Raw genomic sequence first — 15,227 nt, 5'->3', positions numbered from 1 at the left:
GTTTGCTTCCGTCCGGGCAAGCGAGTAATCGGCTGCCATGGCCGCTTTCGACACCACCGAAGACAAGCTGATCTCCCTGGTCCCCGACAAGACGGTGAACGCCCGCGAGACGTTCGGCGTCGACTTCGACATGCAGGTCCCGGCGTTCTCGGAACGCGACCCTCACGTGCCGGATCTCGACGAAGCCTACCGCTTCGACCCGGAAACGACCCGCGCCATCCTGGCCGGCTTCGCCTACGACCGCCGGGTGATGGTCCAGGGCTACCACGGCACCGGCAAGTCGACCCACATCGAGCAGGTGGCCGCCCGCCTCAACTGGCCGCTGATCCGGGTGAACCTCGACAGCCATGTCAGCCGCATCGACCTGGTCGGCAAGGACGCCATCGTCCTGAAGGAAGGCAAGCAGGTCACCGAATTCCGCGAAGGCATCCTGCCGTGGGCCATCCAGCGGCCGATCGCCCTGGTGTTCGACGAATACGACGCCGGCCGACCCGACGTGATGTTCGTGATCCAGCGCGTGCTGGAAGCGCAGGGCAAGCTGACCCTGCTGGACCAGAACCGCGTCATCCGCCCGAACCCGCATTTCCGGCTGTTCTCGACCACGAACACCATCGGCCTCGGCGACACGACGGGGCTGTATCACGGCACCCAGCAGATCAACCAAGGCCAGATGGACCGCTGGTCGATCGTCACCACGCTCAACTATCTGAGCCACGACGTGGAAGCCGCCATCGTCCTGGCCAAGGCGCCCGGCTACGATACGCCTGAGGGCAAGCGCACCATCGCCGCCATGGTCCGCGTGGCCGACATGACGCGCAACGCCTTCATGAACGGCGACATCTCGACGGTCATGAGCCCGCGGACCGTGATCACCTGGGCTCAGAACGCCGAGATCTTCGATGGCGACATCGGCCTCGCCTTCCGGATGACCTTCCTGAACAAGTGCGACGAGCTGGAGCGCGGCACCGTCGCCGAGTTCTACCAGCGCGCGTTCGGCCAGGACCTGCCGGAAAGCACCGCTCGGGTGCGGGTGGCCTAGGGCCGCCATACCACCGCAATCATCACCATCACGAGGCCCAGGGTGGCGAGGTTCCAGGATAACGTCCTGAGCCAGGGAACGCCCGCCGCGTAGAGCGGCATGAAGACGGTGCGTCCGACCAGGTAGATGACGGCGCCGGCCTCGCTGAGCCACGAGCCGCTGCGGTCGAGCGCCTGCAGCATGAGCACGGCGCTGGCGAATATGGCGAATGTCTCGAGGAAATTCCGCTGGGCGCGATCCAGCCGCCCCGCCACGCCGGTCGGTCTCAGGTCCTCGTCCCGCGCGCCGACGCTGTAGGCGTTGCCGACCTGCGCCTTGAAGGTGAACGAGGCTGCGCTGAGGTGCACGAGGCCCAGGATTCCCGCCCCGAACAGCATCCACATCTCGAGAGTCATCGCTGCGCCTCCTGCCCTGACGCGATCATGCGCCCCTCACCGCGCCTTCCGTCCACCGAATTCGACGCCGGCGTTACGCGGGTGAAATGCATGGACCCGAGACGGCCGGCGCGTAATCTCCCGCCATTCATCGAACCTGAATTTCGAAGATGGGGAGAATTTCCATGGGGAGACTGCTGATCGGCGCCCTGGCGCTGGCCGGGGCGGCGCTGGCGGGCGTCGCGCACGCGCAGGCGCCGGGCGCGACCGCGCGGGCGGACTACGCGGACAGGGCCAACTGGCTGTGCTACCCGGGCAAGGCGAACGACGCCTGTTCGGTGGACCTCACCACCACCATCATCAACGCCGACGGCACGAGCCGGGTCGAACAGTTCAAGGCCGACCCCAAGGCGCCGATCGACTGCTTCTACGTCTATCCGACGGTCTCGACCGATCCCGGCGTGCTGTCCGACCTGAAGGCCGATCCCGCCGAGCTGAACGTGGTGAAGCAGCAGCTGGCCCGCTTCGGCTCCAAATGCCGGATCTTCGCGCCGATGTACCGCCAGTTCACCCTGGCCGGCCTGCGGGCGATGATGACCGGCCAGCCGCTGCCGGGCTCCACCGACCCGGCCACGCGCAACACCGGCTACCAGGACGTGGTCGACGCCTGGAACCACTACCTGACACATGAGAACAAGGGTCGGGGCGTGGTCCTGATCGGGCACAGCCAGGGCTCGGGCGTGCTGCAGCGGCTGATCCCGGCCGAGGTCGAGGGCAAGCCGATCCAGAAGCAGCTCGTCGCGGCCCTGATCCTGGGCTCGAACCTGCCGGTCGAGGCCGACAAGGACACGGGGACGTTCAAGACGATCCCGCTGTGCAAGTCGGCGACCCAGACCGGCTGCGCGATCAGCTACGTGACCTTCCGCGAAACCTCGCCGCCGCCGGCCAACAGCCGGTTTGGCAAGGTCCAGCAGCCCGGCATGGTCGCGGCCTGCACCAACCCGGCGGCGCTGGGCGGCGGCAAGGGCGAGCTGAAGGCCTACCTGTCGAACGGCGAGAACATCGCCAGCTCCACCGGCGCCACGCCGACGTGGGTGAAGGGCAAGCCGAACCCGACGACGCCTTTCGTGGCCGTGCCCGGCCTGATCACCGGCGAATGCGTGTCGAAGGACGGGTTCAACTATCTGTCGGCCCGCATCAACGCCGACCCGGCCGACGCGCGCACGGACGACATCAACGGCGATGTCGGCGCGGGCGACCTGATCCTGAAGGACTGGGGCCTGCACCTCATCGACGCCAACATCGCCATGGGGAACCTGGTGGATGTCGTGGGCGAGCAGTCGAAGGCCTACCGCGCCCGCCGATAGCGAAAACGCCCGCCCTCTCGCGAGGGCGGGCGTTCTTTCTTCCGCAGCGTGCGCGGTTGCTAGCGTGTCATCTTTCGGCCGGCCATGAGGCCCAGGACCAGGAAGACCACGAAGCCCACCACGAACAGGAAGAACAGGAACTTCGCGATGCCCGCCGCAGCGCCGGCGATGCCGCCGAAGCCGAGCAGGGCCGCCACAACGGCCACGACCGCGAAGATCAGAGCCCAACGAAGCATGGCTCTCTCTCCTCAGGACTTGAGCCACGACGCGGCTCGCCGCTGAGAACACGGCTTTGCCTTGGGAGTTCCCTGGATCCCGGCGCCACTTCCTTGTTTCCCGCCGGGTCGGCCCTGATCTAAGACGGACGCGATGGCGAAGTCCCCGGAAAGCCCCCTGGAGCCGTTCAAGCGCGCGCTGGCGCACGCCGCCCGCTCGCTGGCCGAAACGCCGGATCTCGAGATCGTCTACTCCGGCGAGGGGCCGCAGCTGCAGGGTAACCGCGCGGTGCTGCCGCACCCGCCCCGCGACCTGAACCCGACTGAGGCCGCCCGCATCCGCGGCCTGGCCGACCAGATGGCGCTGCGCGTCGCCCACCACGACGCCGCCACCCACGCCCGCTCCCGGCCGCAGACCGCTCTGGGCCAGCCGATGTACGACGGCCTGGAGCAGGCGCGGATCGAGGCGATCGGTTCCAACGCCATGGGCGGGGTCCGCGAGAACCTGACTGCGGTGATGGAGCAGGCCTGGTCGCGCCGGCTGTTCAATCAGGCCGAGGCCCTGGCCAATCCGCCGATGGCCGAGGTCGTAGCCCTCATGGCGCGCGAGCGGCTGACGGGGCAGCCGCCCCCGCCCAGCGCCAAGCCGCTGGTCGACATGTTCCGCGCCGAGGTCGAGGAGAAGGCGGGCGCGGATCTCGACCGCCTGGCCGCAGCGCTCGACGACCAGCAGGCCTTCGCGAAGATCGCCCGCACCATCATCCGCGACCTGAAGATGGGCGATGACCTGTCCGACTTGCCGGAGCAGGACAACCAGGAGGATCAGGGCGAGGACGAGGGCGAGCCCGACGCCTCCGACAACGACGACGAAGGCGACGGCGAGAGCCAGAGCCCGCAGCAGTCCGCGATGGACGAGGATCAGTCCCAGAGCCGCGAGGCCGAAGACGCCGACAGCCAGATGATGGAGGCCCAGGAGGACCCCGACGCGCAGGACGCCGAGGAGCCTCCGGAAATGGGCGAAGGCGACCAGCCGGCCCGGCCCGATCCGTCGGGCGACAACCGGGCGGTCACCTACAAGGTCTTCACCACCGAGCACGACGAGATCGTCGCCGCCGAGGAGCTGTGCGACGCCGAGGAGCTGACGCGCCTGCGCGCCTACCTGGACCAGCAGCTGGCCTCGGTTTCCAACGTGGTCTCGCGCCTGGCCAACCGCCTGCAGCGCAAGTTGCTGGCCCAGCAGAACCGTTCCTGGACCTTCGACCTGGAGGAAGGCGTCCTCGACGTCGCGCGCCTCACCCGCGTGATCATCGACCCCACCGCGCCGCTCTCCTTCAAGGAGGAGGAGGACACCGAGTTCCGCGACACGGTCGTGACCATCCTCATCGACAACTCGGGCTCGATGCGCGGCCGGCCGATCATGGTGGCCGCGGTCTGCGCCGACATCCTGGCGCGCACCCTGGAGCGCTGCAGCGTGAAGACCGAGATCCTGGGCTTCACCACCCGCGCCTGGAAGGGCGGCTCCTCGCGCGAGGACTGGCTGAAGGCCGGCAAGCCCGCCCAGCCCGGCCGCCTGAACGACCTGCGGCACATCATCTACAAGGCGGCCGACGCCCCTTGGCGGCGCGCGCGGCGGAACCTCGGCCTGATGATGCGCGAGGGGCTTCTCAAGGAGAACATCGACGGCGAGGCCCTGATGTGGGCGCACCAGCGCCTGATCGGCCGGCCTGAGCAGCGGCGCATCCTGGTGGTGATTTCGGACGGCGCGCCGGTGGACGATTCGACGCTGTCGGTGAACTCCGGCCACTACCTCGAGCGGCACCTGCGCGAGGTGATCACCGAGATCGAGACCAAGAGCCCAGTGCAGTTGATCGCCATCGGCATCGGCCACGACGTGACCCGCTACTACCGGCGCGCCGTGACCATCGTCGACGTCGAGCAGCTGGCAGGCGCCATGGTTGAGCAACTGGCCGAGCTGTTCGAGGAAGAGCCACGGGCGGTCACGCGCAAGACGGCCGGCCTGCTGCAGCCGCCGCCCTCGACCCAGGGACCGCAGGCGGGCGGGCCGCGCCGATCGACCTTCAAGGAAGTCCGGAGGGCGACCGCTTGAGGAAGCGCACGGCGCGTTGGGCCGCCGCCGTCGCCGCCCTGGCGCTGGCGGGCTGCGCCAGCGCGCCGGCGAGCCTTCCGCCGACTCCCGTTTCCTATGGCTCGGCCATCACCATCGACAGTCAGCCGGTTCCACTCGACCCGACCGACGCCGCCCGGACCAGCCTCGGCGCCTTCATCTATGCCGGAGGCCTTGTCCTCACGTCGCAGCAGACCTCGCGCCTCGGCGGCCTCTCGGACCTGAAGGTGGAGCCGGGGGGCGGTCTGATCGCCATCGGGGACCAGTCCGACCTGCTTGAGGCGCGCATCTTGCTGGACGCCCAAGGTCGCCTCGCGGGCCTGGCCGACGCGCGGATCACGGCGCTGAGAGACGTCACCGGCGCGGATCTCTACGCGGGCGGCCAGGAGGAATACGATTCGGAGGGAATCGCTCGGCTCGCGGACGGCACGTTGATCGTCACCTTCGAGCAGCATGACCGGATCCTCGCCTTCCCACCCGACGGCGGCTTGCCTCGGCCCGCGCCGGCGCCGCAGGCCAGCTTCCGGCACAACAAGGGCATGGAGGCCGCCATGGCCGCGCCCGAGGCCGGGCCGGACGCCTATCGGGTAGGCCTGGAGAACACAGGGGAGCTGTTCCTCTGCCGGCTGTCCACCGGCTGCGCGCCCGACGGGCGGGTTGACGTGGAGGGTTCCGAACTGGTCGCGATGGACGCCCTGCCCGGCGGCGGCCGCGCCTACCTCTTCCGCAGCTTCTCGCCGCTGACGGGCAACCTCATCCGCCTGAGGCTTACCGACCGCGAGGGTCGGACCGTCGACACGTTGGAGCTGCGCCGGCCTCTGACGGTCGACAACATCGAGGGCGTCGCCGCCGTCCCGCTGGGTGGCGGACGCATCCGCTTCTACCTCGTCTCGGACGATAACTTCGGAACCTTCGAAGGTCGCAAGACCGACCAGCGCACCCTGCTGCTGGCGTTCGACTGGTCACCGGGCTGAAAAAGAAAAGGCCGCCCCGAAGGGCGGCCTTTCCGGAACGACACCTGGTGTCAGGCTCTTAGGCCGCCGTCTGCTCGGCAAGCTTGGCCTTGATCTGGCGCTTGATCTTCAGCGCGCGGGGCGAGAGCACCTCGTCGCGGGCCTTCAGCAGGACGGCGTCCAGGCCGCCCTTGTTGTCCACCGTGCGGAGCGCCGCATTGGTGATGCGCAGGGTCACGTTCTGGCCCAGGGCTTCCGATTGCACGGTGGCCTTGGTCAGGTTCGGCATGAACCGGCGCTTGGTCTTGATGTTCGAGTGGCTCACGTTGTGGCCGACCATCGGACCAACACCCGTGATTTCGCAGCGGCGCGACATGGCGAAAATAACCTTCGCGGAAAAACTTCAGGACACGCGAACGCTGGGCGGCCGCGCGGGGGAGCGGGCGATATAGAGGAAGGCGCCCTTCGGCGTCAAGGCGAGGCGGGCGGAAAGCCGGTTGGCCGCACCGCCGCAAGCTTGGCCCTTGTGGCTCGAGCGCGCACCGACCACCACATCTCGTAGGGAACGAAAGCCAGAATCGCGCCGAGTCAGTGATTCGGTCATGCTTCGTTTCACCCGCGTTCCCCCGCACCGCCGGAGGGCGTTAACGACCGACCGCAGGCCGTTCGATATCCAGCAGCAGGACCGACATCGACGGCCGGGTGTCGGCCGGCGGGCCGCGCGGCGGCGGATCCGGCAGGGCAGGCTTCGCGGCCCAGGTCAGCGTGCTGGCGCAGAGCGTGAAGGCCACCGCGGTCCAGAGGCCCGCCAGGTCGCGGCGCTCGCCGCCCTTCAAGGCCGCCAGCCGGACCTCCAGCGGATGGATGCTGCCCCAGTGACAGCCGAACGGCAGCGGCGCCCGGGCCAGCTCGGTCTTGAGAAGCGCCTCGGCATAGACCCGCCGCGACTTCGGGAAGCGCTTCAGGACCGCGGCGTCGCAGGCCAGCTCCTGATCCACGCGCATCCGCCGCACGCCGAAGTGGATCAGCGGGTTGAACCAGAAGACCACCTGCAGCGCGGCGGCGAGGGCGTTGGCCTTCGGGTCCCCGCGCGCCACGTGCTCGCGCTCATGGGCCCGGATCAGCCGCCGCTCCTCTTCGGAATAGGGGTCGGACGCCGGCATCACCACACGCGGGACCAGGAACCCCGAAACCGCCGGACCGGCGCGACCCTCGCGCGCGTCGCGCTCGAAGCCCGCCTGGGCCCGCCAGGCCAGCGCCAGGCCCGCCGCGGCGCCCGCCAGCCAGAGCGCGACGACGATACGCAGGTCGGAGGCCTGTTCCACCAGCGGCCGGAGCGTCATCTGTTCGGCGCCGGGCCACGGCGTTCCGAAAGGCCAGGGCGCCAGGCTCAGCAACGCCGCGCCGACGGGCGCAGCCCACAGGAGGTAGGCGGCCTCGGGTCCGAACAGCCGCCGCGCAGGGCGGCGGACCAAGATGACCAGGAGAAGGACGAGCGAACCGGCGACGTTCGCCCGGGCCAGAGCCTCGAGGAGGTCAGTCGCCATCTTCCAGCTCCGCGATCAGCCGCTTCAGCCGGGCGACGTCGTCGGGCGTGAGAGCCCGGTGCTCGGCGAAGTGAGCCACCAGCGGGGCCACCTGTCCCGAGAACAGGCGGTCCAGCAGACCCTGGCTCTCGGACGTCACATAGGATTCTCGCGACACCAGCGGGCGGTAACGGGTGCGGCCCTCGGCCCGCTCGGACTTCAGGGCCTTCTTCTTGAGCAGCCGGTTGATCAGCGTCTTGACCGTGGCCTCGCCCCACTGCTGCGGCTCGCCCACCTTCCGCACCAGCTCGTCGGCCGACATCGGGCCGTCCTGCCAGAGCGCGGCCATGATCTGGCTTTCGGCCGGAGAGATACGCAGCATCTGATGAGATTACGCCTGTAACCCCACCTGTCAACGCGGCTTAGTCGGCGGCGCTGAAGTCGGACTTCGGCTGATAGGACGCGGTGATCACGTTCGTGGCGTCGATGCGGCGTCCGCGCCGGTCGATCAGCTCCAGGTGGACGTGGTCGGTCATGCCGCCGGGGTACTTGCGCTGCAGCGAGCGCACCTCGCCGATCGGCTGACCGACGCGGACGGTCTGGCCGACCTCGACGTCGGGATCGACGTAGAAGGCCCGGGCTTCCAGCTTCAGGGCCGGGTTGCTGATCTCGACGAACTTCAGATTGCCGTCGCCGGCATAGGCATAGCCGATCTTGGTGATGTAGCCCGAGATCGGGGCCACGACCGTCTGGCCGGCGGTGGCGATGAAGTCGACACCCTCGTGGCGGCGCACGCCGCCGTCGCGGGAGGCGCCGAACTGGCCGGAGCCGTAGGCGTCATGCTCGCGCGGCTCATTGCCGGTGGGATTGGCGAAATCCGGTGCGCCGTCGCCGTCGACATCGGCCCCTTGCCACACCAGTTCCATCTCGACGGGTTGAACCGCCGGAGCCACCGCGCGTTCAACGGCGGTGAAGATCGCAGCCCGAGGTCCATCGGGCGTGTGCACGGGTGCTGCCGCGGCCGCGGTCGCCACGACGGCGGCTACGAGCGTGATCGCCTGCAGGCGACGGTCGTTGGCCAGTTCGGATAGGCGCGCGCGCCAGTCGTGCGTCATTCGCGAAGACCCCTTTTTTCACCGATGCCGCCGATCGCACCCGGACTTGCCGCCAGGCTTCAGGATCGGCCGTTGCTTCTTATGGGCGCCGCACGGAGGCGGCGAGCGTTCCAGGCCGTTTGCCTTACGACCGGGGCCGAAAATGGGCCCCGTTAAGCATTTGCGATGCGGCATCGCGCCGCCCCGAGCCCCGACGTTCGCCGAACAGCGCTTGCAAGCCTGCGCCATCACATTTAATAACTAACTCGTCAGTTATTTATGGAGGGCGGATGTTGGAGGCGGGCGAGCCCAAGTTCCGCAGGCGCAAGGCCGAGCGCCCTGCCGAGATCGTGCGGGCCGCGATGGCGGTCTTCGCGGAGAAGGGCTTCGCCGCCGCGAAGCTCGACGAAATCGCCGCCCGCGCGGGTGTCTCCAAGGGTGCGCTCTACCTCTACTTCGAGACCAAGGAGGATCTCTTCCGAGCGGTCGTGGGGCAGGTGGTCGCGCCCAATCTCGCCCAGGTCCGGGGCATCGCCGCCGCCCATCCCGGTCCTTTCCCCGACCTTGTCCGCGGCTTGGTGGCTCACGTCGTGAGCGTGGTTGAGACCACCCCCGTGGGCGGCGTCGTCAAGATGGTCATCGGCGAGGCGCGCAACTTCCCCGAACTGGCGCGCGTCTGGCACGACGACCTCGTCTCGCAGGCGCTGGGCGCCGTGGCGGCCGCGATCGAAGCGGCGCAGGTCCGGGGGGAGGTGAAGGCGGGCGATCCGCGGATCTTCGCCCTGCAGCTCATCTCGCCGCTGCTGCTGACGGTCGTCTGGCGTGAAACTTTCGTCCCAATCGGTGCGCCGCCGTTCGAGCCCGCCGCCGTGATGGCCCAGCATCTGGACACCCTGCTCGCCGGCATGCTCACGGAAAGCGCCTGAGATGAACCGTCGCCGGATCCTGCCCTTCGCGCTGCTGGCGCTGGGCGCCCTGATCGTCGCCGGTCTGGTCCTGTCGCCCCGCTTCCGTGCGGCTCGGACGCTCTCGGGCTACATCGAGGGCGAGCCGCTCCATCTCGCCTCCCCCGTCGCCGGGACGGTGCGCGCCATGCATGTGGTCCGCGGGCAGGAGGTGGCGGCGGGGCAGGCGCTGTTCCTCGTCGATCCCGCCCAGCCGCAGGCCGCGCGCGACCAGGCGTTGGCGGAAGAGGCGGCCGCCGCGGCCCAGGCGCAGGACGCACGCAAGGGCCAGCGACCCGCCGAACTCGCCGTATTCGAAGCCAACATCGCCGCCGCCGAGGCCCGCGCCCGCGACGCCCAGGCTGACCTGCGCCGCGTCGAGCCCCTGGTCCGCGGCGGCTGGTATGCCCCGAGCCGTCTCGACGACGCCCGCGCCGCGGCGCAGGCGGCCGACGCCCAGCTCCGCGCCGCGCGACGCCAGCGCGACGCAGCCCTGCTGGGAGCCCGCGAGGACCAGGTGCGCGCCGCCGACGCCCGCGTCAGCCAGGCGCGCGCCGGCCTTGCCGGCGCCGAGGCCCGGCTCGCCGACATCGCACCGCGCGCCCCGGAGGCGGCGCGGGTGGAGGATGTCTTCTTCCAGGCCGGCGAATGGGCGCCCCGCCAACCAGCCGATCCTTGCTCTGCTGCCCGATGCGCGGATCAAGGTGCGCTTCTTCGTGCCGGAGCGGGAGCTCTCGGCGTATCGCGTCGGCCGCACGGTCCGCTTCGCCTGCGACGGCTGCGCGAAAGGACTGTCGGCCCGCATCGCCTATGTGAGCCCCAGGCCCGAGTTCACCCCGCCGGTGATCTACAGCCGCGAGGCCCGCGACCGGCTGGTCTATCTCGTCGAGGCGCAGCCGAACGTCCGGCTCAATCCCGGCCAGCCGGTGGATGTGGAGCCGCTGCCGTGATCCCCGGCGCCGCCCTGGCGATCGATGTCCACGGCCTGAACAAGAGCTTCGGACCCAAACACGTCGTGCAGGACGTCTCGATCCAGGTGGCGGAAGGCCGGATCTGCGGGTTCCTGGGGCCCAACGGCTCGGGCAAGACGACGACGCTGCGCCTGCTGTGTGGCCTGCTCACCCCCGATAGCGGAGCCGGAACGGCGTTGGGCGTCGACATCATCGCCGAGGCCGACCAGGTGAAGCGGCGTACGGGCTACATGACGCAGCGGTTCTCGCTCTACGAGGACCTGACCATCGCCGAAAACCTGGAGTTCACCGCCCGCGTATACGGCCTGGACCGCCGGCGCGAGCGCGTGGACGCCGCCCTGGATCGGCTGGGGCTCACGGCGCGCCGCAGGCAGCTCGCCGGCACGCTCTCGGGAGGCTGGAAACAGCGGCTGGCCCTCGCCGCCGCGACCCTACACGAGCCGCGGCTGCTGCTGCTCGACGAACCCACCGCCGGCGTGGACCCAAAGGCGCGTCGTACCTTCTGGGACGAGATCCATGCGCTGGCCGCCGACGGCCTGACCGTGCTCGTCTCCACCCACTACATGGACGAGGCCGAGCGCTGCCATGAGATCGCCTACATCAGCTACGGCCGGCTGATCGCTCGCGGCACGGCCGCCGAGGTGATCGCCGCCTCGGGCCTCGTCACCTTCCACGGCGAGGGCCCCGGCGTGGACCGGCTGTCGGCCCAACTCGCGGCGCGGCCCGGGGTCGAAACCGCCGCGCCGTTCGGCGCCGCGATCCACGTCAGCGGAGAGGACCGGCAGGCTCTGGTTGCCGCCATCGCGCCTTGGCGACGCGAGCCCTACCGATGGACCGAGGTCCCTCCGACGCTCGAGGACGTGTTCATCCAGCTGATGGGCCGCTCGCAGGACAACTTCCAATGACCAGCTTGTCCTGGAGCCGCGTCGCGGCCGTGATGGTCAAGGAGTTCAAGCAGCTCACCCGCGACCGCATCACCTACGCCATGATGCTGATGATCCCGGTCGTTCAGCTCACCCTCTTCGGCTACGCGATCAACACCGAGCCGCGCCACCTGCCGACCGCCGTGCTGGTGCAGGAGGACAGCCGCTACGCCCGCTCGCTGATCGCGGGCCTCCGGAACTCCCGCTACTTCGACATGGTGGCCCAGGCGCGCAGCCCCACCGAGCTGGACGCGATGCTCCGCCGGGGCGACGTGCAGTTCGCCGTGACCATCCCCGGCGACTTCAGCCGCCGCGTGGCCCGCGGCGACGAAGCCCGAATTCTCATCGAGGCCGACGCCACCGACCCCTCCGCCACCGGTGGAGCCGTCGCGGCGCTGGCGGCCCTGCCGGACCGCGCGCTGGCCCACGATCTGAAGGGCGCGCTCGCCGCCCGAGGCCAGGGCGCGCCGCCGTTCGAGGTGGTGGTTCACCGCCGCTACAATCCGGAGGCCGTCACCGCCTACAACATCGTCCCCGGCCTGCTGGGCGTCATCCTGTCGATGACCTTGGTGATGATGACGGCGCTGTCGGTCACCCGGGAGACCGAGCGCGGGACCATGGAGACGCTCCTCTCCACCCCACTGGAGCCGCTGGAAGTGATGGCGGGCAAGCTTGCGCCCTATGTGCTGGTGGGCCTGACCCAGACCGTCCTGATCCTGGCTTTGGCGAAGCTGCTCTTCGGCGTGCCCATGGCCGGCGGTTGGCTGGGTCTCGCAAGCGGCGTCACGCTCTTCATCATCGGCTCCCTGGCGCTGGGCTTCCTGATATCGACGCTGGCCCGCTCGCAGCTCCAGGCCATGCAGATGAGCTTCTTCTACCTGCTGCCGTCGATCCTGCTGTCCGGCTTCATGTTCCCCTTCCGCGGCATGCCCGTGTGGGCCCAAGCGCTTGGCGAGGTGATCCCGGTCACCCATTTCCTGCGGGTCGTCCGCGGCTCGCTCCTGAAGGGCCAGGAGCTCGGCGACCAATGGCGGGAGCTCGCGGCGCTGATCGCCTTCGTGTGCGTCGTCACCGCACTCGCGGTCGCCCGGTATCGCCGAACCTTGGACTAGGTCCGGGAACTCGGCTTAGAACGCGCCGATGATCGGCATACTCTGCGCCACGCCCGAGGAACTCGCCGCCCTGCGCGCGGTCCTCGATCTCGACGTCGCCCCCGAGACGCACGGCCAGACCCAGGTCTGGGCAGGCCGCGGCCTGGCGCTGACGCGCAGCGGACTCGGCAAGGTCAATGCGGCATCGGCCGCCACCCTGCTGCTGGACCGTTACGCCGCGACGACCCTGATCTTCTCCGGCGTCGCTGGCGGCCTGCATCCCGAGCTTTCGGTCGGCGCAGTGCTGCTGGCCGACCGGCTGGCGGTCCACGACTACGGCATCGTCACGGCCGGCCGGTTCACGGCGACGCGGCCGGGCGTCATTCCTTTCGGCGCGCCTGAGGCCGGGCTGGAGCCTGTGGGCGCGGAGGTCGTCGAGACGCTGCGGCGCCTGCGCGACGATGTCGCCCCCGGGCTCGGGCATCCGGTGCAGCTCGGCGGCATCACCACCGCCGACTACTTCCTGAACTGCGGCCGGACGCGGGACGAGTTGCGCGGCCGGCTGGGCGCCGACGCCATCGACATGGAGAGCGGCGCCGTCGCCCAGGTGGCCGAGGCCTGGGGCGCGCCGCTCTATGTCATCCGCACGCTCTCGGACCTGGCCGGCGAGGAGAGCCAGATCACCTTCAACGAGATGGAGGCGATGGCGGCCAAGAATTCCGCCGCCTGCGTCAAACGCCTCCTGGAGCTCCTGGCCTAGCGGCGCCGCCTAAGCCTGTCGGGCCCCCGCGATATAGCGGTCGACCACCGTCTCCAAGACCGCCAGCGGCGTGCCGCCGGTCGTCACCACGGCGTCGTTATAGTCGCGCAGGTCGAACTTCGGCCCCAGCGCCGCCTTGGCCTTCTCTCGCAGGCGCACGATCTCGTTGTGGCCGACCTTGTAGGCGCAGGCCTGGCCGGGGCTGGCGCAATAGCGATCGACCTCGCTGGTCGCCGCGCCGACGGAACGGCCGGTGGCGCCGGCCAGCTCCTGGATCGCCTTCTCGCGGGTCCAGCGCTTCTCGTGCAGGCCTGTGTCGACGACCAGGCGCGCACAGCGAAAGCGGATCGCCTGGAGGTAGCCGAGCCGGCCGAACGGGTCGTCCTTGTAGAGCCCGGCCTCATCGGCGATCTGCTCGGCGTAAAGCGCCCAGCCTTCGGTGAAGGCCCCGAAGCCCATCAGCGAGCTGATGGTGTGGATCTGGTCGTTCCGCTCGGCGAGGTAGGCGCCCTGCCAGGCGTGGCCCGGCAGCGCCTCGTGCATGGTCAGGCTGGCCAGGGTGTAGCGGGGCCAGTTCCCGGTGTCCGACAGGTTGACGTAGTAGATCGCCGGCCGAGAGCCATCGAGGGCGGCGAAGTTCATGTAGCCCAGCGCCGCGCCCGCCTCGATCTCCTTCGGCACCGGCTTCACCTCGACCGGCGCCTTCAGATCAAGCTTGGTGAGCTGAGGCATCAGCTTCCGGCTCTCCTCCACCTTGGCCTGGATGTAGGCCACGACCTGCCGCTTGCCCTCTTCGGTGTTGGGGAAAAGGAAGCGCGGATCCTTGGTGAGCGCGCTCATCCGCTCACCGACCGAGCCCTGCGTCAGCCCCTGCGACTTCAGAATGCCGTCCATGACAGCGTCGATCTCGCGGCCCTGGCGCAAGCCGATCTCGTGGATCTCGGCAGGCGAGAGATCGGTGGTCGTGTTGTACTTGAGCGCCCACCGGTAGTAGTCCGCGCCGTCCTTGAACTTCCAGACGCCGGCGTCGTTCGTGGACCTCGGCTGCAGGGCGCTGATCGCGGCGATCTGGCGGTCGATGGCGGGATAGACCCTGCCAGCGACGATCGCCGTGGCCCGCCCCCGCCAGTCGCCGCCCATGCCCTTGGCCGCCGTTCGCTCGACCAGCGAGCCTACCAGGCGCGTGGCGCCCGGCTCAGGCGCGCGGGCGTCGGTCAGCTGCTTCAGCGTGGTGGCCAGGATGAAGGTCGGGGGGATGACGCCCTGGCCCGCGGCGACCTTCATCCGCTCGGTCTCGGCGTCGATCTGCGGCCCCAGCTGTTCCAGGCGGGCGAGATAGGCCTCGGCGTCGGCCTGGGTTTCGATCAGGTGCTGGGCGTTCAGGAACTCGGGAGTGTTGGCCACCGAACCGTCCTGCTGGCTGACGACGTATGGGTTGGCGTAGTCCTGGCCATAGGCGAAGCGGCCGCCCTCGGCGCCCACGTCCGCCGCATAGAGGACGGTGTCGTAGAGCGTCAGGTCGCGGGCCTTGAGGCTGGCGCGCGGCACGGCGCGGAGGCGCTGGCCCATGCTGCTGTAGAGCGCGATCTCGCGGCGTCGCCCCTCCGCGGAGCGGTCGCTGAGCTGGCGCTTGAGAGCGGCGTACTTTCCCTTGTCGAGGCCGAGGCCGGTGGCGGTCTGCGGACTTTCGCGCAGGATCTCGTCGACAAAGGCGTCCAGCAGGGCGGCCAGACGGGCGTCCTCGACGGGGCCGGCCGCGGCAAGCGCCCGGAGCGGGGCGGCTGAGGCAAGGCCCGCCGCAGCGGCGGTGAGCAGGATCTGACGGCGGGAGGCGTTCATGAGGGG

16 protein-coding genes and 1 pseudogene are annotated in these 15,227 nt (G+C 69.6%); 10 read left to right on the top strand and 7 right to left on the bottom strand.

The genetic code is table 11. The features are described 5' to 3' along the window. Positions 1-37 precede the first annotated feature (37 nt). Positions 38-1,039 (top strand): cobaltochelatase subunit CobS, encoded by a 1,002-nt coding sequence (gene cobS, locus LRS10_RS11300; protein WP_257837340.1) that lies wholly within the window; start codon positions 38-40, stop codon positions 1,037-1,039. On the opposite strand, the gene LRS10_RS11295 is transcribed toward cobS, so the two are convergent. Next, complete coding sequence (locus tag LRS10_RS11295; RefSeq protein ID WP_257837339.1) at positions 1,036-1,434, bottom strand: MAPEG family protein; 399 nt, start codon at positions 1,432-1,434, stop codon at positions 1,036-1,038. The genes cobS and LRS10_RS11295 overlap by 4 nt on opposite strands. A gap of 164 nt (positions 1,435-1,598) precedes the next feature. Between LRS10_RS11295 and LRS10_RS11290 the strand changes: the two genes are divergently transcribed. Beyond that, positions 1,599-2,780 carry a DUF3089 domain-containing protein gene (locus LRS10_RS11290; protein ID WP_257837338.1) on the top strand — a complete coding sequence of 394 codons (1,182 nt, stop codon included), beginning with the start codon at positions 1,599-1,601 and terminating at the stop codon, positions 2,778-2,780. A 59-nt stretch (positions 2,781-2,839) separates the two neighbouring features. On the opposite strand, the gene LRS10_RS11285 is transcribed toward LRS10_RS11290, so the two are convergent. Next, a complete protein-coding gene (locus LRS10_RS11285; protein WP_257837337.1) occupies positions 2,840-3,016 on the bottom strand; it encodes a DUF1328 family protein in 177 nt (58 codons plus the stop codon). A gap of 133 nt (positions 3,017-3,149) precedes the next feature. On the opposite strand from LRS10_RS11285, the gene cobT reads away from it, so the two are divergent. Both cobT and LRS10_RS11275 read left to right on the top strand, forming a co-directional pair. Beyond that, positions 3,150-5,102 carry a cobaltochelatase subunit CobT gene (gene cobT, locus LRS10_RS11280; protein ID WP_257837336.1) on the top strand — a complete coding sequence of 651 codons (1,953 nt, stop codon included), beginning with the start codon at positions 3,150-3,152 and terminating at the stop codon, positions 5,100-5,102. Then, positions 5,099-6,094, top strand: coding sequence for an esterase-like activity of phytase family protein (locus LRS10_RS11275; RefSeq protein WP_257837335.1), 996 nt, complete (start codon positions 5,099-5,101; stop codon positions 6,092-6,094). Before cobT ends, LRS10_RS11275 begins: the two co-directional genes overlap by 4 nt. Before the next feature lie 58 nt (positions 6,095-6,152). Here LRS10_RS11275 and rpmB read toward each other — a convergent pair whose 3' ends face one another. The 4 genes from rpmB to LRS10_RS11255 all read right to left on the bottom strand — a co-directional run bounded on the left by rpmB (position 6,153) and on the right by LRS10_RS11255 (position 8,714). Beyond that, on the bottom strand, positions 6,153-6,449 hold the full coding sequence (rpmB, locus tag LRS10_RS11270; protein ID WP_257837334.1) for a 50S ribosomal protein L28: 297 nt from the start codon (positions 6,447-6,449) through the stop codon (positions 6,153-6,155). 268 nt (positions 6,450-6,717) lie between these two features. After that, entirely contained in the window at positions 6,718-7,620 is a 903-nt protein-coding gene (locus tag LRS10_RS11265; protein WP_257837333.1) for a M56 family metallopeptidase, read from the bottom strand. Next, positions 7,610-7,978 carry a BlaI/MecI/CopY family transcriptional regulator gene (locus LRS10_RS11260; RefSeq protein ID WP_257839142.1) on the bottom strand — a complete coding sequence of 123 codons (369 nt, stop codon included), beginning with the start codon at positions 7,976-7,978 and terminating at the stop codon, positions 7,610-7,612. Before LRS10_RS11260 ends, LRS10_RS11265 begins: the two co-directional genes overlap by 11 nt. Positions 7,979-8,021: 43 nt before the next feature. After that, positions 8,022-8,714: a M23 family metallopeptidase gene (locus LRS10_RS11255; RefSeq protein WP_257837332.1), complete on the bottom strand. Its 693-nt coding sequence runs from the start codon at positions 8,712-8,714 to the stop codon at positions 8,022-8,024. A 269-nt stretch (positions 8,715-8,983) separates the two neighbouring features. Between LRS10_RS11255 and LRS10_RS11250 the strand changes: the two genes are divergently transcribed. The 6 genes and pseudogenes from LRS10_RS11250 to mtnN all read left to right on the top strand — a co-directional run bounded on the left by LRS10_RS11250 (position 8,984) and on the right by mtnN (position 13,382). Beyond that, the gene (locus tag LRS10_RS11250) at positions 8,984-9,619 is read left to right on the top strand and encodes a TetR/AcrR family transcriptional regulator (RefSeq protein ID WP_257837331.1); all 636 of its coding nucleotides are present in this window, start codon (positions 8,984-8,986) and stop codon (positions 9,617-9,619) included. 1 nt (position 9,620) lies between these two features. After that, positions 9,621-9,815, top strand: a pseudogene (locus tag LRS10_RS24480) (secretion protein HlyD); the annotation flags it as partial. A 526-nt stretch (positions 9,816-10,341) separates the two neighbouring features. Then, positions 10,342-10,587: a hypothetical protein gene (locus tag LRS10_RS11245; RefSeq protein WP_257839141.1), complete on the top strand. Its 246-nt coding sequence runs from the start codon at positions 10,342-10,344 to the stop codon at positions 10,585-10,587. Then, positions 10,584-11,513 (top strand): ABC transporter ATP-binding protein, encoded by a 930-nt coding sequence (locus LRS10_RS11240; RefSeq protein ID WP_257839140.1) that lies wholly within the window; start codon positions 10,584-10,586, stop codon positions 11,511-11,513. Before LRS10_RS11245 ends, LRS10_RS11240 begins: the two co-directional genes overlap by 4 nt. Further along, positions 11,510-12,643, top strand: a complete 1,134-nt coding sequence (locus tag LRS10_RS11235) for an ABC transporter permease (RefSeq protein ID WP_257837330.1) — start codon at positions 11,510-11,512, stop codon at positions 12,641-12,643. Before LRS10_RS11240 ends, LRS10_RS11235 begins: the two co-directional genes overlap by 4 nt. Positions 12,644-12,671: 28 nt before the next feature. Continuing rightward, complete coding sequence (mtnN, locus tag LRS10_RS11230; protein ID WP_257837329.1) at positions 12,672-13,382, top strand: 5'-methylthioadenosine/S-adenosylhomocysteine nucleosidase; 711 nt, start codon at positions 12,672-12,674, stop codon at positions 13,380-13,382. Positions 13,383-13,391: 9 nt separating this feature from the next. Here the strand turns inward: mtnN and LRS10_RS11225 are convergent, their stop codons facing one another. Then, positions 13,392-15,221: a DUF885 family protein gene (locus tag LRS10_RS11225; protein ID WP_257837328.1), complete on the bottom strand. Its 1,830-nt coding sequence runs from the start codon at positions 15,219-15,221 to the stop codon at positions 13,392-13,394. Between the last annotated feature and the right edge of the window lie 6 nt (positions 15,222-15,227).

Source organism: Phenylobacterium sp. J426 (assembly GCF_024699945.1).
Lineage (GTDB): Bacteria > Pseudomonadota > Alphaproteobacteria > Caulobacterales > Caulobacteraceae > Phenylobacterium.
Note: the sequence above shows the minus strand (reverse complement) of the source record. Positions and strands in the feature narration are given on the sequence as shown.